Source organism: Streptomyces sp. NPDC088725 (genome assembly GCF_044751305.1).
Classification (GTDB): domain Bacteria; phylum Actinomycetota; class Actinomycetes; order Streptomycetales; family Streptomycetaceae; genus Streptomyces.
On sequence record NZ_JBIVLO010000005.1, the window covers coordinates 271,045 to 290,889 of the forward strand.

At 70.1% G+C, this 19,845-nt stretch carries 17 protein-coding genes and 2 pseudogenes; 7 read left to right on the forward strand and 12 right to left on the reverse strand.

Annotated features, from left to right (window positions below; translation table 11 throughout):
- Positions 1 to 325 precede the first annotated feature (325 nt).
- Together ACIP6N_RS14615 and ACIP6N_RS14620 are read right to left on the reverse strand one after the other, a co-directional pair.
- On the reverse strand, positions 326 to 1,036 hold the full coding sequence (locus ACIP6N_RS14615; RefSeq protein ID WP_401815638.1) for a pyridoxal 5'-phosphate synthase: 711 nt from the start codon (positions 1,034 to 1,036) through the stop codon (positions 326 to 328).
- Positions 1,037 to 1,316: 280 nt separating this feature from the next.
- A complete protein-coding gene (locus ACIP6N_RS14620) occupies positions 1,317 to 1,964 on the reverse strand; it encodes a TetR family transcriptional regulator (protein WP_401815639.1) in 648 nt (215 codons plus the stop codon).
- Between the two features lie 349 nt (positions 1,965 to 2,313).
- Here ACIP6N_RS14620 and ACIP6N_RS14625 point away from each other — a divergent pair, with 349 nt between their 5' ends.
- Positions 2,314 to 3,129 carry a VOC family protein gene (locus tag ACIP6N_RS14625; RefSeq protein WP_401815641.1) on the forward strand — a complete coding sequence of 272 codons (816 nt, stop codon included), beginning with the start codon at positions 2,314 to 2,316 and terminating at the stop codon, positions 3,127 to 3,129.
- A gap of 378 nt (positions 3,130 to 3,507) precedes the next feature.
- Positions 3,508 to 5,988, forward strand: coding sequence for a PQQ-binding-like beta-propeller repeat protein (locus ACIP6N_RS14630; RefSeq protein ID WP_401815643.1), 2,481 nt, complete (start codon positions 3,508 to 3,510; stop codon positions 5,986 to 5,988).
- A gap of 143 nt (positions 5,989 to 6,131) precedes the next feature.
- Here the strand turns inward: ACIP6N_RS14630 and ACIP6N_RS14635 are convergent, their stop codons facing one another.
- The gene (locus tag ACIP6N_RS14635) at positions 6,132 to 6,992 is read right to left on the reverse strand and encodes a hypothetical protein (protein WP_401815644.1); all 861 of its coding nucleotides are present in this window, start codon (positions 6,990 to 6,992) and stop codon (positions 6,132 to 6,134) included.
- A 564-nt stretch (positions 6,993 to 7,556) separates the two neighbouring features.
- Between ACIP6N_RS14635 and ACIP6N_RS14640 the strand changes: the two genes are divergently transcribed.
- Positions 7,557 to 7,817 (forward strand): hypothetical protein, encoded by a 261-nt coding sequence (locus ACIP6N_RS14640; protein WP_401815645.1) that lies wholly within the window; start codon positions 7,557 to 7,559, stop codon positions 7,815 to 7,817.
- Between the two features lie 133 nt (positions 7,818 to 7,950).
- Here the strand turns inward: ACIP6N_RS14640 and ACIP6N_RS14645 are convergent, their stop codons facing one another.
- The 4 genes from ACIP6N_RS14645 to ACIP6N_RS14660 all read right to left on the reverse strand — a co-directional run bounded on the left by ACIP6N_RS14645 (position 7,951) and on the right by ACIP6N_RS14660 (position 12,779).
- On the reverse strand, positions 7,951 to 8,094 hold the full coding sequence (locus ACIP6N_RS14645; RefSeq protein WP_401815647.1) for a hypothetical protein: 144 nt from the start codon (positions 8,092 to 8,094) through the stop codon (positions 7,951 to 7,953).
- A gap of 415 nt (positions 8,095 to 8,509) precedes the next feature.
- Positions 8,510 to 11,617, reverse strand: coding sequence for a BTAD domain-containing putative transcriptional regulator (locus ACIP6N_RS14650; RefSeq protein ID WP_401815648.1), 3,108 nt, complete (start codon positions 11,615 to 11,617; stop codon positions 8,510 to 8,512).
- A 578-nt stretch (positions 11,618 to 12,195) separates the two neighbouring features.
- The gene (locus tag ACIP6N_RS14655) at positions 12,196 to 12,462 is read right to left on the reverse strand and encodes a hypothetical protein (RefSeq protein WP_401815650.1); all 267 of its coding nucleotides are present in this window, start codon (positions 12,460 to 12,462) and stop codon (positions 12,196 to 12,198) included.
- Positions 12,459 to 12,779: a hypothetical protein gene (locus ACIP6N_RS14660; protein WP_401815652.1), complete on the reverse strand. Its 321-nt coding sequence runs from the start codon at positions 12,777 to 12,779 to the stop codon at positions 12,459 to 12,461. Before ACIP6N_RS14660 ends, ACIP6N_RS14655 begins: the two co-directional genes overlap by 4 nt.
- A gap of 302 nt (positions 12,780 to 13,081) precedes the next feature.
- Here ACIP6N_RS14660 and ACIP6N_RS14665 point away from each other — a divergent pair, with 302 nt between their 5' ends.
- Together ACIP6N_RS14665 and ACIP6N_RS14670 are read left to right on the forward strand one after the other, a co-directional pair.
- Complete coding sequence (locus ACIP6N_RS14665) at positions 13,082 to 13,903, forward strand: Scr1 family TA system antitoxin-like transcriptional regulator (RefSeq protein ID WP_401815653.1); 822 nt, start codon at positions 13,082 to 13,084, stop codon at positions 13,901 to 13,903.
- Complete coding sequence (locus ACIP6N_RS14670; RefSeq protein WP_401815655.1) at positions 13,900 to 14,106, forward strand: DUF397 domain-containing protein; 207 nt, start codon at positions 13,900 to 13,902, stop codon at positions 14,104 to 14,106. The genes ACIP6N_RS14665 and ACIP6N_RS14670 overlap by 4 nt, the downstream gene beginning before the upstream one ends.
- 8 nt (positions 14,107 to 14,114) lie before the next feature.
- Here ACIP6N_RS14670 and ACIP6N_RS14675 read toward each other — a convergent pair whose 3' ends face one another.
- Positions 14,115 to 14,714 carry a CatB-related O-acetyltransferase gene (locus ACIP6N_RS14675; protein WP_401816208.1) on the reverse strand — a complete coding sequence of 200 codons (600 nt, stop codon included), beginning with the start codon at positions 14,712 to 14,714 and terminating at the stop codon, positions 14,115 to 14,117.
- A 129-nt stretch (positions 14,715 to 14,843) separates the two neighbouring features.
- Positions 14,844 to 15,260, reverse strand: a pseudogene (locus tag ACIP6N_RS14680) (GNAT family N-acetyltransferase); the annotation flags it as partial.
- On the opposite strand from ACIP6N_RS14680, the pseudogene ACIP6N_RS14685 reads away from it, so the two are divergent.
- Positions 15,160 to 15,567 (forward strand): annotated as a pseudogene (locus ACIP6N_RS14685) (2-phosphosulfolactate phosphatase); the annotation flags it as partial. The pseudogenes ACIP6N_RS14680 and ACIP6N_RS14685 sit on opposite strands and share 101 nt — an antisense overlap.
- A gap of 129 nt (positions 15,568 to 15,696) precedes the next feature.
- Here ACIP6N_RS14685 and ACIP6N_RS14690 read toward each other — a convergent pair.
- On the reverse strand, positions 15,697 to 16,260 hold the full coding sequence (locus tag ACIP6N_RS14690) for a hypothetical protein (RefSeq protein WP_401815657.1): 564 nt from the start codon (positions 16,258 to 16,260) through the stop codon (positions 15,697 to 15,699).
- Between the two features lie 263 nt (positions 16,261 to 16,523).
- Here ACIP6N_RS14690 and ACIP6N_RS14695 point away from each other — a divergent pair, with 263 nt between their 5' ends.
- A complete protein-coding gene (locus ACIP6N_RS14695) occupies positions 16,524 to 17,846 on the forward strand; it encodes a UDP-N-acetylglucosamine--N-acetylmuramyl-(pentapeptide) pyrophosphoryl-undecaprenol N-acetylglucosamine transferase (RefSeq protein ID WP_401815658.1) in 1,323 nt (440 codons plus the stop codon).
- Positions 17,847 to 17,882: 36 nt separating this feature from the next.
- Here the strand turns inward: ACIP6N_RS14695 and ACIP6N_RS14700 are convergent, their stop codons facing one another.
- Together ACIP6N_RS14700 and ACIP6N_RS14705 are read right to left on the reverse strand one after the other, a co-directional pair.
- Positions 17,883 to 19,028: a DegT/DnrJ/EryC1/StrS family aminotransferase gene (locus ACIP6N_RS14700; protein ID WP_401815660.1), complete on the reverse strand. Its 1,146-nt coding sequence runs from the start codon at positions 19,026 to 19,028 to the stop codon at positions 17,883 to 17,885.
- The gene (locus ACIP6N_RS14705) at positions 19,025 to 19,807 is read right to left on the reverse strand and encodes a hypothetical protein (RefSeq protein WP_401815662.1); all 783 of its coding nucleotides are present in this window, start codon (positions 19,805 to 19,807) and stop codon (positions 19,025 to 19,027) included. The genes ACIP6N_RS14700 and ACIP6N_RS14705 overlap by 4 nt, the downstream gene beginning before the upstream one ends.
- Positions 19,808 to 19,845: the final 38 nt, after the last annotated feature.

Genomic DNA, 19,845 nt, shown 5'->3' on the forward strand with positions numbered 1-19,845 from the left:
ACCGGAGCGATCGCTCGTCCGCAGTGGGAAGGGGGCCGTGGAGGGGTGGTGTCCAGAACGTAAAGCGTGACTTTGCGGCGTGGACACCACTGGCCCGGTGTCCACTGCGCCTGTACACGCCGTAAATCATGCAGTGGCGGACACTTCCCCTGCGCGGAACCCGGCACCGACACCAGCCACAACACCCCAGCCACGGCAGCACAACGGGCCCTGCGGCAACCGCAACCCTGCCGGGCCCGCGCTGGACGGCGCCCCCACGCTGGACGGCGCCGCGCGTCACCCGCGACCGCACGGACCCCGGCGAGCACCGGCCCGGCACAACCGGCTACGGCCACAGCAACTCCCGCCCCCACGAGACCCCCGCGTCACCGTCACCGTCACCGCCAGCGCCACCGTCACCGCCCCGCGAATACCGCAACCGGACATGCCGCCGACGCGCGTCGCCCTGGAAGAACTCGACCTCGCCCGGCACCAGGACGTACACCGTCCACGACGCGACCTCCGCGAACGGCTCGCGCCCGGCCCGTTCCCACGCGGCCTCGCTCGCCCGCGCCAGTTCCCCGGCCGAGCCCAGCGCCTCGCTCTGCCGCCCGACCAGCGCCGAGGCCAGCGCACCCGTCGAGTGCGCGTGCAGATCCGCGAGGCTCTCCTCGGGGCTCGCCGCGACGACCCGGCCCCTGAGCCGCACAGCGCGGCCCTGTACCGGCCAGTAGAAGCCGAGCGCGGCCTCGGGACGTACGGCCAGCTGCCGGCCCTTGCGGCTGGTGGAGTGCGACGCGAAGTGCCAGCCGCGCCGGTCGGCGTCGTGCAGGATCAGGGTCCGTACGTCCGGCCGGCCCTCGCCGTCGGCGGTCGCGAGCGTCATCGTGTGCGGCTCCGGCTGCCCGGCCGCGACAGCCTCGCCGAACCACTCGTGGAACAGCGTCAGGGGATCGTCGGGCGCGGTGTCCGGATCGAACGCGGGCAGTTCGGTGTCCCAGACGGGCTGGGTGTGCAGGAGTGCGCGGAAGGCGTCCTGAGCGTGGTCTGTGTTCATGCCGTCATTCAACGTCCATGACGGTGAGGGGGAGAGGGGCGCGCCCGTACGGTGCCCGCCGGGCGGTGCATCGGCCCGCTTCGGGCCGCCTGCTTCGGGGGGCTGCGCCGGGAGATCCGCGCCGGGAGAGGGTTCAGAGTGATGGTTCTGGGTGATCCGGCGGCCGATTCCGTTCCGGCAGCCATTGCCGCAGCCGTTTCCGCAGCTGCTTCCGCGGTATTTTCCGCGGCCGATTCCGTAGCTGGTTTCCGCAGCCGATTGCGGCAGCGGCTTCCGGCCGTTACCTCGTGGGCTTCTTGCCGGTGATACCCAGGTGCACCAACAGCGCCAGATTCGGCTTCAGTTCGGCCTGTTTCACGCCCCAGGTCTGGAAGCCCTTCTGATGTGAGGCCACCCCGGCGAGCATCACCACGAGCGATCCCGCGACGGCGGCCGGGCTGACGTCCTTGTCGACCCTGCCCTTGGACTGGAGATCCTTGACCGACTCCGTAAGGGAGTTGGTGACGGAGTTGAGGATCTTCATACGGATCTTGTAGAACCGTTTATCCCCTTCCGCCGCACCGAGATCGATGACTCTGAGGATCGCGTCGTGCTTGCGCCAGAAGTCGAGGAACCCCTCGACGAGCGCCTCGGCCGACTGCCATCCGGCCTTGCCCGCCCAGGAACGTCCGGAGACCAGTTCGGTCAACGAGGAGCCTTCCTTGGCCATTTCCTCGGCGATTTCGAGGACGGCGCCCTCGACGTCGGGGAAATACTGATAGAAAGTCGCGGGTGAGGTCCCCGCCTTCCGGGCCACGTCGATGACTTTGACGTCCCGGTAGGGCGACGAGCTGAGCATTTCGCTGAGGCAGTCGAGCAGCTTCTGCCGCGTAGCCTGTCCTCGCCGACCAGCCACGCGGCCGTCGACCGTGCGTACTTGTCCTGTCATGCCGTCAGCTTACCGACGGGTGATCTGAGCGCGATTTGGCCGACTGCAAATGGGGAACCGGCCACTGCGCACACGGGTTCGCGGACAATCGCCCCGGGGTCGGCCGCCGCCAATGGCGTCATCAACAGCCTGTGGACAACTTCCGTGGATAAGTCATACGAGCGCAGGGCTCGTATCCGTATAATCGTCCGTTTGTTCTATTTTATCTCCTGCGCTCAGGCCCGGGGCCCATTAACTTGGCCTTACGACAGTGCGACGGCACGGCGGCGCGACAGCACAGCATGTGGGCAGCGGGTGGGCAACGGCAGCGCGACGGCACAGCGGGGGCACGAAGGAAGGACCCGGTCTCATGGCCGCATTCGCGGAAGGCACGCCGTGCTGGGTGGATGTGTCGCTTCCCGATCTCCAGGCGGGCAAGCGCTTCTACGGAGAACTGTTCGGCTGGACCTTCGGCGAAGACAGCGGCCCGGACGACAGTGGGCCGAGCTATCTGCACTACACCGAGGCGTTCAGTGACGGAAAGCGCGTCGCGGGCCTCGCGGCCAAACGCGACGGCAGGATGCCCACCGCCTGGGGCGTCTATTTCGCCACGCCGGATGCCACCGCCCTCAGCGGCAAGATCTGGGCGGCGGGCGGCCAGTTGGTGCGTGAACCGATGCCGCTGGGCCGCTTCGGCGTGGTGGCGCTGGCCGCCGATCCGGCCGGCGCCGTATTCGGGCTCTGGCAGCCGAGTGATTACGACGGCTTCGAGAAGTCGGGCCTGCCGGGATCTTTCTGCTGGACAGAGGTCTATACGCGGGACAAGGCGAGCGTCGACCCGTTCTACGAATCGGTCTTCGGCTTCCAGGGCATGGACCTCAGGGCCGAGCGCGGCGAGAACGCGGAGGTCAACGCCGTTGATTTCCGGCTGTGGACGCCCGCCGGCACCCCACCGGGCGAGGCGAGCGCGATCGGCGGCCGCAGTGTGATCACGGACGCCTTCCCCATCGAGATGCCCGGGCATTTCCTCAACTACTTCTCCGTCGCCGACTGCGACAGAGCGGCAGAGACCGTCACGCGTCTTGACGGGCGCGTCACCGCCGAACCCTTCGACATCGAGTCAGGAAGGATGGCGGTGGCAGCCGACAACCAGGGCGCGGTCTTCGCCCTTCTGGCCGAACGGTGAGACCCAACAGTGAGACCGAACGGTGAGACCTAACGGAAAGGCCACCCGGCCGGGTTGAGCGTCCCGGCCGAACAGGCAGGCCGAACCGCCGCGCTGAACCGCCGATCTGAGGGAACACGAGCGGAACACGGGTGTAAAACGGGCCGGATGCGCGCGCGATACGGTCACTATCCGGGCAAGGTGCGAGCGTGACACGGGCGGGAGGCGGGAGCCGCGGGCGCGGAGCCGGGTGGCGTACGAACGCGCTGTGATCCCCGTCCGAATCGGCACGGGACACCCTGATCCGCCCCCGGGTTCGCAACCGCCGCCGTGGACAGGAAGAATCAGGGGGCACATGGGGCCGTACCTTTATGGCCCGTACGGGGAGGTGGCAGGCAAGTGGAGCAGCTGACGCAGCACGACCCGAGGCGTATCGGCCCATTCGAGGTTCTGGGACGGCTCGGAGCCGGCGGCATGGGGCTGGTCTATCTCGCGCGCTCGGCGTCAGGCCGCAGGGTGGCGATCAAGACAGTACGTACCGAACTTGCCGAGGATCAGCTCTTCCGGGTTCGCTTCACACGCGAGGTGGAGGCCGCGCGGGCTGTCAGCGGCTTCTACACGGCCGCCGTGGTGGACGCGGATCCGCGAGCCGCCGTGCCCTGGCTGGCCACCGCCTACGTGCCCGCGCCCTCCCTCGAGGAGATGGTGAACGAGTGCGGCCCGATGCCCGCCCAGGCCGTGCGCTGGCTGGCGGCCGGGATCGCGGAGGCGCTGGAGTCCATCCACGGCGCCGGCCTCGTCCACCGCGACCTGAAACCGTCGAACGTGCTGGTGGTGGAGGACGGTCCGCGCGTCATCGACTTCGGGATCGCGTCCGGCGCTTCCAACTCCCGCCTGACCATGACGAATGTCGCGGTGGGTACGCCCGCGTACATGTCGCCGGAGCAGGCGCGTGACTCGCGCAGTGTGACGGGCGCGAGCGATGTCTTCTCGCTCGGCTCGACCATGATTTTCGCCGCCACGGGCCATGCCCCGTACCACGGGGCGAACCCCGTCGAGACGGTCTTCGCGCTGCTGCGGGACAGCCCAGACACGGAAGGGCTGCCCGACGAGCTGAGGCCGCTCATCGAGTCCTGCATGCAGGTGGACCCGGCTCTGCGCCCGTCGCCCGCGGACCTTCAGAGCCAGTTGTCCCCGCACCTCTTCGGTTTCGGCAGCGACGACAGCGGTACGGCGTCGGCCTGGCTGCCCGACCACGCCACCGCGATGATCGAACGGCGCCGTGCGGGCGGCAGGGGCCCCGCGCCCTCGCGTCCCGCCCAGCCGCCCAGGCCGCCCGCCGGGCCGCCGGTGTCCCCGCCGCAGCCCGCACACCAGCCGCCGATGCCCGCGCGTTCCCCCTCGTGGGCGGACGGGGCGTGGAGCCCCGACGGCGGGGGTCCGCCGGCGCGCAGTGCGGGAGGCCGGCACGTCGGCCGCGCCGAGATGCCCGACGGGCCCGGGCCGCTGTCGATCCAGCCCGGCGGTCCCGTCCGGCTGTCGAACGCCCCGCTTCCGATCGGTCCCGGTCCGCGCGCCGCCGAGGCGAACGCGGGCCTCTCCGTCGAAGTGGGGCCCGCCACCGGCTGGATCAGGCCACCGGCAGGGCTGGTGGGCGCCGAGGCCCCCACCAGCGCCGTCACCTCGCCCGTCGCCGCGGCCCTCGCCGCGCCGGTGCCGCCGCCCGCGTACCCGCCGGAAGCCGTGGCGCCGGGACACTGGCGGCCCTGGCGGTTCCGGATGTCCAACGACGTCTGGGGCACACCGGTCGTGGACGGCGACCTGCTGTACGTCACGTCCTTCGAGGTGCACGCCCTGGACGTGGGCAGCGGCAGGCGCCAATTCAAGACCAGGGACGTGGCCTGGGCGATGGCCGTCTCCGACGGCCGTATCCACGCCTCGGACGGCCCGACGCTGTACGCGCTCGACGCCACCGACGGCTCCGAGTACTGGCGCTTCCAGACCGACGCGTGGGTGTACTCCCTCAAGGTCGACCACTCCACGGTCATCACCGCCACGCGCGGCGGCGGCGTCCAGGCGTGGGAGGCGGCGAGCGGCGAGAAGCTGTGGGAGACGGCGGGCGCCCAGACCGACTTCGAGACGCCCGAGGCCGGGCCCGCGATCTTCGACGGCACGGTCTACGTGTGGAAGGACGCGCGGCTGCTCGCGCTCGACGCCCGTTCGGGGGCCGAGCGCTGGTCGTACCCCATCGGTGACGGCGCCTCGTGCGGCGGCGTTCCCGTACGGGTGATGCCCGGGTCCGACGGCCATCTCTACGTCTCCGCAGGCAGCCGTGTGATGGCCGTCGAGATCGCGAGCGGCCATGTGCGCTGGCACTTCGAGGCGCCCGCGGTCTTCCTGTCCCCGCCGGCCTTCGTGCCGGGACCGGCCGTGACGGGCGGCGGCGTCTACCTCACGGACTACCTCGGCACGGTGTACGCGCTCGACGCGACCACCGGCAAGGACCGCTGGCGCATCGCCACGGAGCCCCGCCAGTCCATCGAGCCGGTGCTCGTCTCCGGGGGCAACGTCCATGTCGGCAGCGGCAGCGCGCTCTACACGCTGGACGCGGTGACCGGCACCCCCAAGTGGCGTTTCGCGGCGGGCGGCGAGGTCATCGGCGCACCGGTCGTCGCGGACGGCCGGCTGCACTTCGGCTCGGCCGACCACGTGCTCTACACCCTGGACGCGAGCGGCGGCCAGCTGCGCTGGAAGCTCGCGACGGGCGGCGAGATCACGGGCTCGCCGGTGGCGCAGCGCGGTGTCGTCTACGCGTGCAGCAAGGACCGGTGCGTGTACGCGCTCGACGCGGCGAAGGGGACGGCTACGGGGCGCAGGTAGCACCGCGCGGCGCGGGGCCTGTGCGGAGGACGGTGCCTGTGCCGGCGGCGGTCACCGCCCGGGACACCGGCCTGTGGCCGGTGTCCCGGGCGGTCGTCACCGACGGGTGCTGCCGCCGGGGCGCCCGGTCTGTGCGGCGCCGCTCACTGCCGGGTGCTGCCGCCGGGGCCGTCGTCCCGGTCCCAGGACCGGGTCTCGCCGTCGTGCGGCTGCTCGGGCTCCTGCGTCGACTTCCGCGTCTCCCCGCCGGGCTCGGCACCGCGCTCGGCTCCGGCTCCGGCGCCTGCGCGCGGCTGTCCGGCCTGCGGCTGCTCGTCCCACGACTGCCCGTACGGCTGCTGCCCGTACCCCGGCTGCTGCTCGTCGTACCCGGGCCGCTGGCGCCCGTACCCCGGCTGGTCCCCGTACCCGGGCTGCTGCTCGCCGTACGGCTGCTGTCCGTAGCCGGGCTGCCCGCCGTACGGAGCCTGCGCGTCGGACTGCTCGCCGTACGGGGACTGCCGGCCGTACGACGGTTCCGCGCCCGGCGGCTCCTCCGTCCTGTTCGGCTCCCAGGTCCTGGGCAGCGCCCGGTCGGCCTCGCGGGTGACACGGTGACGGCCGCGCAGCACCACCGCGGCCAGCAGCAGCGCCACTCCGCCCGCGAGGGCGTAGATGACGCCGTCGCCGAGGCCCGTGCCGGTGGTGTTGATGCTCAGGCCGTGCGCGGCCTGGCCCATCCGGACCATCCAGAGCACGGTGAAGGCGAGGACGACGAGCCCGGCGAGCACCACCGGCCAGCGCCACCGCAGGGCCAGTCCGACCAGGGTGAGCACCGCGGCGAAGATGAAGGCCCAGAGAATCGAGCCGAAGGGCCCGGTTCCTGACCCCGAGATGCCGCTGAAGAAGTCCGCGATGCGGAAATCGCTGCCGTCCCGCCCGTTGTACCAGGGCCGGAAGGGGCTGATCAGGGCTGACGCCGCGCCGAGGAGCGCGAGGATCGAGCCGAGGATGTAACGGACCATCGTCTGCCTCCTTGAGGGACGTGGCAGTTCTCCGGGTCCTGTCCGGGGCTGCTCCGACAACTGTCCGGGGCCGCTCCAACTCACGACGCTACGCCGGGTAGCCGTTCCACGCCATGTGGAGAGTGAGAGCCCGGCAGGCCCTGTTCGGCCGCTGTTAGGGTGACGGCGCGATGGGGCTGTTTGTCAGGTCCATTGAGAGGTCCGGGGCATCCGCGCCCATGGGCACAACGGGGGAGGGACGCGGATTTGTTGCGTCGACGCGTAAGACTGGCGGCCGTGCTGGCCGGGGTGACACTGGCCCTGACGGGGTTCTCGCCGGCCCGGAGCCACGGGGGAAGCGGGCACGGGAGCACCCACCACGGAGCGAGTGGCGGGGGCGGCGGCTGTTCGAGCTCGCGCACACGGCACGGCGTCCACTCGGACTCGGATTACCACGACTACGACTCCGGCGGCTCGTCGTCCCGGCGCAGGTACGGGACCAGGCCGTCCACTCAGAAGCCGTCCACCGGCGACACGTCCACGGGCGGTACGTCCCCGAGGGCCGACGCGACCATCGTCTCGTGCGTGAGCCCGGCGGAGGGGACGCGCGCGGCGGTCACGTACGCGGTGGTCAAGGTGAAGGCGGCGGCCTCGGCCGGCGACAAGCAGGCCTACAGCGTCGACTTGAAGTTCACGGACGACGTGGGCGGCCTGGTCGACTTCGGTGATGCCCGGGTCGTCCTGGACGCGGGCAGGACCAAGACCGTCAAGGTGGGGATGGACGACCCGGCCGAGGTGGCGCTGGTGCGGGACTGCGAAGTGCTGTCGGTGACAACGACGTTGTAGAAGGCCGCCCGCTTGGGCGAGCGCATGCGACAAGGGGCCGAGCGAAATCGCTCGGCCCCTTGTCGCCCCCGTGACCGCGACGGCCCCCCCATCCGCGCAGCCGCGGCCCTTCCCCCGTCAATGAAGTTCTGGGTCAGGCGGGTTCGGCGACAGCGTGCGCGTCCTGCGTGGCGGGCTCGGTGGTGGCGTGGGTGTCGCTCAGCGGCTTGACCTCGGGCTCGCTCGTGGCGTGCGTGTCGGTCGGCTTGACGATCGGGTCCTTCTGCTTCTCCGTCATGCTTGTGAACTCCCTTGATATTTCCGGGCGATGGTTCAGTGAGGCCCGTCCGGCTGTTCCCCCGTGGACGGCCGGACGGGCCCCTCAAGGCCGCTCACCACTGGGGCCGGCCTCACATCCGGTCCGCCTGCCCCCCGTTACGACGGACCCGATGAGATGACAATGCACGGGAGCGTTAAACGAACGATGAACGTGCAGCTAGAGAGGGCGAGAGGGGCCTGAAGCGCGCGCCGGACACGAGGGGAAACGGGCCGCGCGGGAAGCCAAACGGGTCGCTGCCGTCCCTGAATCGGGCGGCGCGGGTCAGACGGCGGGTGTCGCACGCCCTGTGTCGCAGATGAGACGTCGCACGCGAGACGTCGTACGGGAGAGGTCGTACGCGAGAGGTCACGCGCGAGACGTCGTACGCGAGACGTCAAGCCGCCGCCGGCGCCAGCAGCGCCCGTACGTCTGCCGCTTCCGCCGACCCCAACTCCTCGAAGACGGCGAGCGCGTCGCGCCAGCACACCTCGGCACGGCCGGTCTGCCCGATGCCGGTGAGCGCCTTCCCGAGAGCCGTCAGGACCTGCCCGCGCCGCCACTCCCCGCCGATGCCCCGCAGCACGGTCAGCGCCATCTCGGCGTTGGACGCGGCCTGCGGCGACCGGTGGGCGGCGAGATCGACCTCGGCGAGACGGAAGAGCGTCATCCCCTCCCACAGCCGCTGCCGGCTGTCGCGGAAGGTGTCCAGCGCCTCCGACAGCCGGAGACCCGCTTCCGAGAGCCGGCCGCTGCGGGTGAGGGCCAGGCCCAGCGCGTAGCGCGCGTTGGCGCCCCGCAGGGCGTGGCCCATGCGGTCGTATATACCGATGCCCTCCTGCGCGAGGGACACCGCGCTGGCGGTGCGCCCCATGGCGAGATGGATGCGCGAGAGATTGCACAGGGCGGACGCCTCACCGGGCGGGTTGGCGCCGGCGCGGAAGTCCTCGATCGCGCGGTTGAGGTAGGCCTCGCCCTCAACGACGCGATTTCGGTAAATGGCAATGACACCGCGGTGGTTGAACGCCCAGCAGATGGCGAGCGCGTCACGTTCGCGGTGTCCCAGCGCGAGGTCCGTGGCCTGCTGCGCCTCCTGGTCGGCCTCGTCGAACCGGCCCGTGAAGATGTGCGAGTTGCTGAGGACGATCAGCGCCCGGCCCTCTGCCCAGCGGTCGCCGAGAGTGCGTGCGGCCTTGAGCGTGGACACGGCGGTGTCCTCGTACTCCTTCGCGTTGGCGCCCGACTCGCCCAGGTCGAGCGCCGCCCACAACAGGTCGACCGCGCGCCGCAGTTGCTGGGGCCCCGAGGACTGCCGTACGCAGGCGAGCAGACAACTGGCCTCTGTGTAGAGCCAGTCCTGCGCGGTGTGCCGGTCGGAGAACGACAGCCCGTCGTACGACGTCGGCTCCAGGTGGTCCGCCAGCCGGTCGCCCGGACGCTCGATCGCGTAGACCCGGGCCGCGGAGGCGAGGTAGAAGTCCAGCAGGCGGGAGAGCGCCGACTCCCGCAGGGACGAGGTGTCTTCGTCGCGTTCCGCGCAGGAGCGCGCGTAGAGCCGTACGAGATCGTGGTAGCGGTAACGGCCCGGGGCGGCCGATTCCACGAGCGAGGTGTCGACCAGCGTCTCCAGTACGTCTTCGGCGTCCTGGAGCGACAGGTCGAGTACGGCGGCCGCCGCGGCGAGCGAGATGTCGGGGCCGTCCGCGAGCCCCAGCAGCCGGAACGCGCGCGCCTGCGCCGGTTCCAGCTGGCCGTAGCCCAGTTCGAACGTCGCCTTCACGGCGAGATCGCCCGCCTGGAGTTCGTCCAGTCTGCGCCGCTCGTCGGCGAGCTTCACGGCCAGGACGGAGACGGTCCAGGTGCGGCGCGCGGCCAGCCGGGAGGCGGCGATCCGGATGGCGAGGGGCAGGAAACCACAGGCGGCGACGACGTCCAGCGCCGCGTCCCGCTCCGAAGCGACACGCTCCGGGCCGACGATGCGGGTGAACAGTTCGAGGGCTTCCTCGGGTGACATCACGTCGAGGTCCACGAGATGCGCGCCCGCCAGGTCGACCATGCGCACCCGGCTGGTGACCAGCGTCGCGCAGCCGGCCGTGCCGGGCAGCAACGGGCGGATCTGGGCCGCGTCGTGCGCGTTGTCGAGGAGCACGAGGACACGGCGGCCGTCGAGCGTCGAGCGGAACAGCGCGGAACGTTCGGCGAGAGAATCGGGCATCGCGGTGTCCGGCGTACCGAGCGCCCGCAGGAACGCGCCGAGTACGGTCTCCGGCTCCGCGGCCCGTGCTCCCGCGCCCTGGAGGTCGACGTACAACTGCCCGTCGGGGAAGTACTGTCGCGCTTCATGCGCCACATGCACGGCGAGCGTGGTCTTGCCGACGCCGCCGATGCCCGCGAGCGCGGAGACCGCCATGACGGAGCCGTCGGCGGTGGCGAGTTGGTGGCTCAGCTCCCGTACGAACGCGGCGCGCCCGGTGAAGTCCGGCACGGTGGCGGGCAGTTGTGCGGGCTGCATGACGGTGTGGACCGGAGGTGCCTCCTCCACCGGAAGCGCCAGCTCCGAGTCGGCCTGGAGGATGCGCTGTTGGAGCTGACCGAGCTCGGGACGCGGATCCACCCCCAGCTCCTCCGCGAGCATCCGCCGCGTGTCCGCGTACACGGCGAGCGCCTCCGCCTGCCGTCCGCCGCGGTAGAGCGCGACCATCAGCAGCTCGCGCAGCCGCTCGCGGAGCGGGTGCGCGGCGGTCAGCGCGGTGAGTTCGGAGATGGCCTCGGCGTGGCGGCCCAGCTCCAGATCGAGGTCGAGGCGGGTCTCGGTCAGATGCAGCCGCCACTCCTCCAGCCGCGCGCGCTGCGTCTCGGCGTACGGCCCCGGCACGGACGCCAGCGGCTCGCCGTCCCACAGACCGAGCGACTTGTCGATCAGCGCTCGGGCCTGGGCGCGGTTGCCGGCCGCGCGCGTCTTGTCGGCCTCCGCGGCCAACTCCTGTGCGACGCAGAGATCAAGCGCCTCGGCCTCGGTGCGCAGCGCGTAACCACCGGACTCGGTCAGCAGGACGCCGGGGGTGACACCGGGCGTGAGCAGCTTCCGCAGCCTGGAGGCGTACGTACGGAGCGCGGCGAGCGCCTGCGACGGCGGCGAGTCGCCCCAGAGGGCGTCGATGAGTTCACTCGCGGTGGCGGTACGGCCCTCACGGAGCAGCAGCGCGGCGAGCAGGGCCCGCTGCTGGGGCGACCCGGACGCCAGCGCCTCCCCGTCGCGCCAGGCCCGCACGGGCCCCAGCACACTGAAACGCAGCTCGCCGTGGTGCGACTCGGGGCGTAAGCCGGCATGGCGTGGGTCGGAGTCGTGTGTCCCGCCGTGTGATGGATCGACGTGACCGCCGGTGTTGCCGCTCGTGCCGCCGGTGACGCCGATCGTGCCGCCAGTGATGCCGCTCGTGCTGCCGGTGTTGCCGCTCGTGCCGGCGTTTCCGTGATCACGGTCGCCACGATGGTCACGTTCCATAGCTCCCCCTGCCCCTGCCCCCGCACTGCCGGTATCGCCGTCGACAGTCTGCCCTGTGCGGACGCCGCGCGTCAGCAGCAGATCACGGTCTGCACAAGGCCTCGACACCATTTATGCACGGAAAGCCGGATGACGGCGGACAGGTTGATCCACCCGCTCCGCCACGGCCGACCGTGCGCGACCACCGGTGACGCCAGGGACGCATGAGACGGAAGATGTTCGCCCCGGCCACCGGCGACGTGCCTGGACGAGCGGTGCCGGATCCGGAGGATGAAGACCACGAAGGGAGTTGACCGGGGCGCCGCGCGCGCCGCGGTTGGTGCGGTCGTCATCGTCTTCGGGCTCGAACTCGTCGTCCGGGCCCTGCGCGCGTAGCTTCCGTCCGGCCGGACAGCCATGCGGGATTTGTCAGACAGGCCCTGGATTCCACGGCGAACGGCGAAACCACGGAGTCCGTCTGGACCCCGATCCCGACGTGACGTCCCTGCGCCGCTCGTCCCATGAGTGGGCACGCGCTGCCTGCGGGGTTCTTGTGAGAGTACGCGCGATGAGGCGACCGACGCCCGTGCCGCACAGCCTCACAGGCCTTTCTGGCGGAGTATGTGGAGGTTGGCGATGGCGCGGAGTTGGCGCTGCTCGTACTCGGTGCCCCGGCGTACGGAGAACCAACGGCTCTGCCAGGTGAGCCCCGTGGGGCGGCTGAGGCTGACCACCGGGCCGGTGATGGCGTCCACGACGCCGATCATGTCGTACGCCCTGTCGTAGACGACCATGCCGACGGTGAGCGCCGGGGATTGGGGCTGTTGGGTCTGCGGGCGGGGATGCTGGTGGCGCTGGGGCTTCATTTCGAGCCCTCCAGGAGTTCCGGGCCGTGCTTGTGGTTCGCCAATTCCTCGCTGTACTCACGGACGGCTTTGTCGTGACCCGCTGAACGTGCTTCCTCGCGCTGCTTTGCCAGCGCCGCGCACACGTCGCAGCCGGGAGTCACGTAGTCGGGGCACAACGAATGCCCGCACTCGCAAGGCGGCCACCTCAGGCCGGAGTTGGGCGTCAGGTCCGCGCCCTGCGGGCCGGTTTCCGGTTTCTCGACCGTCAGGACTCCGTCCACGCCGAACGCCTCCGACAACCGCGTCAGAAACCGTCGCGCCTCACTGCGAGCCATTACGCCAGCCCCTTCAACCCGTGAAGTACCAGCGCCAGCAACTCTTTTGTCACCGGCGCGTACCGCCCGGGCGCCTGGCGTCGGCCAACCGGCCGCCGCCAGACGCCCCAGCCGTGGACGGTGGCGTCGTGTCGGGCCAGCGGGTCACGCTCCGCTGTGGTGGGGACTCGGTCGTGCATGGGGTTCGAAGCCTTCCGTCATCGCGAAATCACTGTCTGTGCTCTACGGTCGGCTTTTTTGAGTACGCTTGAAAGGGGGGCGGCGTTGACATCAGGGGCTTTCACGAAATCGGAGTTGCCGAAGTGACGTACGCGAAAGAGCTGGATCCGACGGATTCCGTACTGGCGTTCTATGCATCGGATTTACGGCGTAAGCGCGAGGCTGCGGGAATGTCCCAACGGGCCCTGGCCAAGGCGGCGTTGATGGCGCCTTCGCTGCTCAACAAGATTGAGGCGGCGAAGCGACTGCCTACGCGTGAGCTGTCCGAGCTTGTCGACGACATGTTCGGCACGGTCGATCACTTCGGGCGGCTGTGGCCCCTGGTGATCAAGTACGCGTATCCCACCTGGTTCCGGCCGTACGTTGAGCTGGAGGAGGCCGCGACGAAGATCCGCTCGTTCGAAGCGCAGGTGGTGCCGGGCCTGTTGCAGACGGAGGCGTACGCGCGCGCGGTGTTCTCCGCGAGGCGGCCGAACCGCGACATTGTTGAGGAACAGGTCACCGCCCGGCTCGAACGGCAGCGAATTCTCAAGCGGGACGCCCCGCCGGAACTATGGATCGTGCTGGACGAACACGTGATCCGTCGTCGTGTGGGCCGCGTTGACACCATGGCTGGTCAACTCGAAGAGCTGATCACGGCGGCGGAAACGCCGAGCACGGTGCTGCAGATTGTTCCGTACGATGCCGGTTGTCACGCGGGTGTGGGCGGACCGTTCTCCACTTTGGCGTTGGACGAGGGACCTGACGTCGTCTACGTCGAGGGCTTCCTGCAAGGGCAGATCCTGGCTGAACCGGAGCATGTGAAGGAGGCTGCGCGCGCCTATGATTTGCTTACAGCCGTTGCCCTTTCGCCCGAGCGATCAATCGACCTGATTGCCGACGCTTTGAAGGAACTGAGACCATGATGAGCGCTAGCAGTCTGCCCGGCGTCGTGTGGCACAAGTCCAGCTACAGCACCGACAACGGCGGTAACTGCGTCGAGGTCGGGACCGGCCTCCCTGGCGTCGTGCCGGTCCGTGACAGCAAGGATCCCCACGGCCCGGCGCTCACGTTCGCTCCCGCCGCCTGGTCCGGCTTCGTCGCCTTCGCCGCCGGCCGGGCAGGCTGATCCAGGCGCTACGGAGCCGCCGCCTCCAGGGAGTTGACGCTGCCGGACATGATCGTCCTGACGTGTTCGGTGATGTGTTCCGTCGGCCAGTCCCACCACGCGACGGCGAGCAGCCTCGCGATGTCCTCCGGGCTGTGGCGGAGGCGGATGAGCCGGGCCGGGTTGCCGCCGACGATGCCGTAATCGGGGACATCGTCCACGACCACCGCGCCCGACGCGATGATCGCGCCGTGGCCGATGCGAACGCCTGGCATGACGGTGGCCCGGTAGCCGAACCACACGTCGTTCCCGACCACGGTGTCCCCGCGCCCCGGCAGGCCGGTGATCAGGTCGAAGTGCTCGGCCCACGAGCCGCCCATGATCGGGAACGGGAACGTCGAGGGGCCGTCCATACGGTGGTTGGCGCCGTTCATGATGAACCGCACGCCCTCGCCGAGCGCGCAGAACTTGCCGATGACCAGCCTCTCCGGACCGTAGTGGTACAGCACGTTGCGGGTCTCGAACGCGGTCGGGTCGTCCGGGTCGTCGTAGTAGGAGAACTCTCCGACCTCGATGAGCGGCGAGGTGACCAGCGGCTTCAGCAGCACCACACGCGGCTGCTCTGGCATGGGGTGCAGCGCGGTCGGATCCGCGGGTACGGATGGCACGTCGTACGTCCTCTCCGCGACGCGGCGCCGGTACCGGACGCCGGGTCGCCCATTGATCGTGATGTCCTCGACGGCGGCGAACCCGTTGCGGCGGAGCACGGCCGCGGACGCCGGGTTGTCGAGCGTGGCCCGCGCCGTGAGCGCCGTGAGCCGGTACGACCCGGCTGCCAGACGGCACACTTCCCCGACGGCGGCCGTCGCGACGCCCCGGCCTGCGGCCCGTTCGCCGATGCGGTAGCCGAGTTCGGCGGTGCCTGCCGAGACGTCCACCAGATTGACGCGGCCGATCAGCTCTCCGAGTTCGTCCATGACGACGTGGAAGTGGCACAGCCCGGCGTCCTGCTCGGCGAGCAGAGCACCCAGACGGTCGGCGAACTCGGCGAAGTACGCGTCCCCGCGATCCGGGATGGACCGCGCGAAGTACTCCCGGTTCTCCCGCTCGAACGCAAGCAGGGCGGCGGCATGTCCGCTCCGGAGCCGTTCGAGCCTCACCACGCCCAGGAGCATACGTACGTGGGCTCTCGTCGGCACGCGGATATGCGTGGACCATGCGGAGACGGACGCCCGATTCGTCAGCGTCGCCGAGTCGGGCCGGACTCCGCACGTGGCCGTCGGCATCGACGTCAAGCGCGCCTTCACCGTGGCCGCCCGCGCATTCGGCCAGGGTGCGGACGAGACTGTTCTGGTCGAGTCGCTGGAAGACGCTCTCGCTCCGAAGGCCCGCCACCCGGACTGGCAGACACTGAAGGACGGACCTCCCGCGCGCGGCTTTGACGCGGTCAACTCGCCGGCTTTGCCGCGGTCCATCGACGTGGCCGGGCGGACTTCGGCGGGCCCGTGCCCGGCCGGCGGATCGGCTTCAACTGGACCCGAACGGGTCAGCACGGGGGCATCCTCTCCAATCACCTGGTCAGAAGTGCGCTCGTACGGGTCACCAGCCGGATCAGCAGTCGAAGAAGTTCCAGAACATGCCCACCTCGGTGTTCGTGACGACGATCAGGCCGCAGTCCTCGTCGTAGACGCTCAGCGGGTTGTACCCCAGGCTCTCCAGAGTGAAGTCGAGTGTGCCGGGCGCGCTGCCGTGCTTCCTGACGTTGGTGTGATAGGTGGTCTCATCCCCGTAGCGCGCGAGGATCGTGCGCGCCATCGCCCGCAGTTCGTCCGGGGATTCAGTGAAGTGTCTGAGGTTGGACAAGGTGCACCCGTCGTCCGTGAGGGCAAGGAGCAGGTTCTCGGCGCTGTCCCGGTCGATCTCCTGGAGTCGCTCCGCGACGTACTCGGGGGGATGGACAGCGAAGGGGTACGTGGGGGACGCGACGCGCCTCGGGTTCTGTGCCTCGTCGTCGACCCCGGTCCAGCCCCGGGGGTCCGGTACGGCGCGGGCCATCAACGCCAGGACATCGAGGGACCAGTCCTCGTGGCGGCGCGGTCCCGTGGTGTCGTACGCGCACGCGTCCACGTACAGGTGGCGTACCGCAGCTTCCCGAGACTTCTGGCCGACGGGCATATGGTGCTGGCCTTTCTTGGCGGAGCGTTAGCTAGGCCAGCCGCTCCGCGACGGGTCGTCGCACGACCCCGAGGCGGGCGACTCGTCGCGCCGAGGAGGGTGGCGTCGACGGCGGCGAAACGGATACCAGCGGTGGCGCAGTTCACGGTTGGACTCCTTCGTCGTGACGGAGAACCTACGGTGGCCGGCTCTTCGTCGGGTGAGCCTCCAGAATTGCGGCGTGGCCGTGGGCGCAACGAGGCCCATTGCGCACTACGGGAGTGATGCGGGTCACATTCGCGGCGGGCGCTCGAACGCCCCGGCTTCGTCGAGCTGCCGGAGAAGACGAGTCGAGCGAAACCGACGCGAAGGCGAGACGAGCCATCCGAAACTTGCCTTCATCGGTGAGTGCAGCCAGTAGGGTGCGCCGGGTGAACAGTGCTGATCCTCTTCCTCGCGCCTTCCGTCTGATCGTCACGGGGGGAGGTACCGGGGGCCACACCTATCCCGCCCTGACCGCGATTCGCACGTTGCAGTCCCGCCTGGCGGCCGAGGGAAGAGCACTCGATGTGCTGTGGATCGGCACGGCGGACGGCTTGGAGGCGCGGGTCGCGCCGGCCGAGGGCATCGCGTTCGCCACGGTCGCCACGGGCAAGATCCGCCGCTCCAGCAATCCGCTCAAGATGGTGTCGCCGGCCAATGTGCGGGATATGGCACGTGTGCCGCTCGGTGTGGCGCAGGCTCGGAAGATCGTCGCCGACTTCCGGCCGGACGTCGTTCTCGCGACCGGTGGTTACGTCGCCGTCCCCGCCGGGCTGGCCGCCCGCATGTGCCGCCGCCCGCTGGTCCTGCACGAGCAGACCGTGCGTCTGGGCCTGGCGAACCGGAAGTTGGCAAGTTCGGCGACGAGGATCGCGGTGTCGTCGGAGTCTTCGATTCCGCTGCTGCCGGATTCGGTGCGGGGTGTTGCGGTCGTCACCGGCAATCCGATCCGTCCCGAGGTGCTGGCCGGACACGCGGACAAAGCCGTCGAGGCGCTGGAGCTGCGCGGCTTCGACCCGCAACTTCCGACCGTGTACGTCACCGGCGGCGCCCAGGGCTCTCAGCAGATCAACGGTATCGTCCGGGATTCGCTGGCGTGGCTGCTGAGCCACGCGAACGTGATCCACCAATGCGGCCCGGCCAACCTCGACACCTTGCGGCAGCACGCGGCTTCTCTGTCAACGGAGTTGGCCAGCCGGTACTACCTCACTGGGTTCGTCGGCCCGGAGCTTCCCGATGTCCTGGCCCTGGCCGATGTCGTGATCTCCCGGAGCGGCGCCGGGACGCTCGCCGAACTCACCGCCCTCGGCAAGCCCGCCGTCTTCATCCCGCTCGCCTCCGCCGCCGGGAACGAGCAAGCGCACAACGCCCGTCACCTGGAAGACGCGGGCGCCGCCGTGGCGCTGCTCGGCGAAGTCACCGGAACGAGCCTGCGCGACGCGGTGGGCCCGCTCCTGACCGATCCCGTCCGGCGGGACGCGATGGCGGAACAGGCCCGGGTACACGGAAGGCCGGACGCGGCGGACAGGCTCGTGGACGTGATCCTGTCCGCCGCATCCGGCTGAGCGGCTCGGGGGGTTACCGGAGGCGGCCGAAGACCGTCAGGATGTTGACCGCCCGGTTCTCGCTGTCTCGACGGCCCGGCCGAGGGATGACACCACGTGGGCGATGTCGTCCTCGGTCAGGTGCTGGTGGAAGGGCAGGCTCAGGATTTCCTGCCCGGCCTTCTCGGTGACGGGCAGTGCCCGCCGCCAGGGCGCGAACGCGCCCTGCAGGTGGTTGGGCGGGTAGTGGACGCCGACGCCGATCTCTCGGGATCGCATCTCCTGGAACACCTGGTCACGTTGAGGGACGCGGACCTGGCACAGGTGCGGTACGGCTGTCTGCGGGCCGACGTCGACGAGCGTCATGCCCCCCAGCGCGCTTAGGGCGTCCCGGTAGGTGCACCATAGGCGTCGCCGGGTCTCCACGGTCGTGTCGAAGTGGTCGAGCTGGGTCAAGCCGATGGCCGCGTTGATCCCGGAGAGCTGGTAGCGCAGGCCGAAACCCTCGACCTGGTAATCGGTAGTGTTCGCGCGTTCGGTCTGGGACTGGGTGACGCCGAGGAGCCGGAGCCGGCGGACCGTGTCGGCTTCCTCCGGTGTGCGCGGGATGACCATGCCGCCCTGGCCGCAGGTGAGGTTCTTGATGGGCCCGAACGAGAAGCAGGTCAGGGCTCCGGTGGCGCCGACATGGCGGGTGCCGTTGTGGGACCCGAAGGCGTGGGCGGCGTCCTCGATAACGGCGATCCCGCGCTCGTCCAGTTCGCACAGGATCGGGCCGAGGTCTACGGCGCGGCCGCCGAACAGGACCGGGACGACGGCGGCTGTGGCCGCGGTGACCGCATCCAGGACGAGCTGGTGGTCCACGCACAGGGTGATGGGGTTGATCTCGATGAACCGCGGGGTGGCGCCGACGGCCAGGATCGCCTGGACCGTCGCGCAGAACGTCATCGAGGGGACGATCACCTCGTCGCCGGGACCGACCCCGGTGGCGAGCAGCGCGGTGTGCAGGGCCGCGGTGCCGGAGGTGACGGCCACGGCATCGTGGACGCCGAGGAATTCGGCAATCCTCTGCTCGAACTCCTCGGTGACGCTGGTGTGTCCGTACTGGCCGGACTCCAGGGCCTGGGCGACGGCAGCGACCTCCTGGCCGTAGAGGTACGGGCTGGCGTTGCGCCGGGCATCCGGTCTTGACAAGTTGATCATGACTCACCCTTCCCTACCGTGGTCGGTCGGATGATCGGTCGAAGCAGCGCGCCGGCCGCCTCCAGAGCCAAGGACACGTCCGCAACCGACTGCCCGGCAGCGACGAACATGCCGATCTTGTGGCCGGACTGGTCATGCGGCCGTACAAGGTCGCCCGGCTCGGCATAAAGCACGACGTCGGTGATCCCGGGGATGTTGCGGGCTGCGGCGACGCCGTCCCACGCGACCAACTCGCCGTCCGTGACGAGCGGTGATCCGACCAGCTCCACCGCCGCATGCTCGTTGCGCGTCGGCACCAGATGTTCGTCGTACGGCTCGCCGAGCGCGAGTGCGACGAGCGCACCCACGACGTTCACGCCATAGGCGGCGGTGTGCAATCGCGGGATGCTGTCGCCGCTGAGACGTGGGTTGGCCTCGATGATCCGCGCCTGACCGTCCGCACCGAGGACGAGGTCGAAGTTCGCCGGCGGCCGCCCACGCGTCGTGATGATCCTGCCCCCCCCACCCGACCCTGGCTGCATTTCACCGACCCACGCATCATCGCCCTGTCGACTACCGCGCACGCCGCGTCCCGCGAGGACGACCGGCCGTGGCAGGAACTCTCCTGGGACGAGAAGCACGCATGGCATACCGACGCCCGCGAGTGGCTGCGCGCGGCCGTCACCATCGGCCTGCTGCCGCGCATCGTGCCGAGCACCGGTGCCGCCCTCGGCGCCGTCCCCCTCGACATCAACCCGGGGAATCGCGGGCCGACGGCTCTTCGCGATCGTCCACGCCATGCCGTAGGGCAGAAAACACAAGAAGCTTGTTCAAGTAG

Bases quoted from the DNA above. Each gene is read 5' to 3' on its own strand.
- ACIP6N_RS14615 (WP_401815638.1), bottom strand. From the start codon at position 1,036: ATGAACACAGACCACGCTCAGGACGCCTTCCGCGCACTCCTGCACACC.
- ACIP6N_RS14620 (WP_401815639.1), bottom strand. From the start codon at position 1,964: ATGACAGGACAAGTACGCACGGTCGACGGCCGCGTGGCTGGTCGGCGA.
- ACIP6N_RS14625 (WP_401815641.1), top strand. From the start codon at position 2,314: ATGGCCGCATTCGCGGAAGGCACGCCGTGCTGGGTGGATGTGTCGCTT.
- ACIP6N_RS14635 (WP_401815644.1), bottom strand. From the start codon at position 6,992: ATGGTCCGTTACATCCTCGGCTCGATCCTCGCGCTCCTCGGCGCGGCG.
- ACIP6N_RS14645 (WP_401815647.1), bottom strand. From the start codon at position 8,094: ATGACGGAGAAGCAGAAGGACCCGATCGTCAAGCCGACCGACACGCAC.
- ACIP6N_RS14650 (WP_401815648.1), bottom strand. From the start codon at position 11,617: ATGGAACGTGACCATCGTGGCGACCGTGATCACGGAAACGCCGGCACG.
- ACIP6N_RS14655 (WP_401815650.1), bottom strand. From the start codon at position 12,462: ATGAAGCCCCAGCGCCACCAGCATCCCCGCCCGCAGACCCAACAGCCC.
- ACIP6N_RS14660 (WP_401815652.1), bottom strand. From the start codon at position 12,779: ATGGCTCGCAGTGAGGCGCGACGGTTTCTGACGCGGTTGTCGGAGGCG.
- ACIP6N_RS14670 (WP_401815655.1), top strand. From the start codon at position 13,900: ATGATGAGCGCTAGCAGTCTGCCCGGCGTCGTGTGGCACAAGTCCAGC.
- ACIP6N_RS14675 (WP_401816208.1), bottom strand. From the start codon at position 14,714: ATGCCAGAGCAGCCGCGTGTGGTGCTGCTGAAGCCGCTGGTCACCTCG.
- ACIP6N_RS14690 (WP_401815657.1), bottom strand. From the start codon at position 16,260: ATGCCCGTCGGCCAGAAGTCTCGGGAAGCTGCGGTACGCCACCTGTAC.
- ACIP6N_RS14695 (WP_401815658.1), top strand. From the start codon at position 16,524: ATGCGGGTCACATTCGCGGCGGGCGCTCGAACGCCCCGGCTTCGTCGA.
- ACIP6N_RS14700 (WP_401815660.1), bottom strand. From the start codon at position 19,028: ATGATCAACTTGTCAAGACCGGATGCCCGGCGCAACGCCAGCCCGTAC.
- ACIP6N_RS14705 (WP_401815662.1), bottom strand. From the start codon at position 19,807: ATGGCGTGGACGATCGCGAAGAGCCGTCGGCCCGCGATTCCCCGGGTT.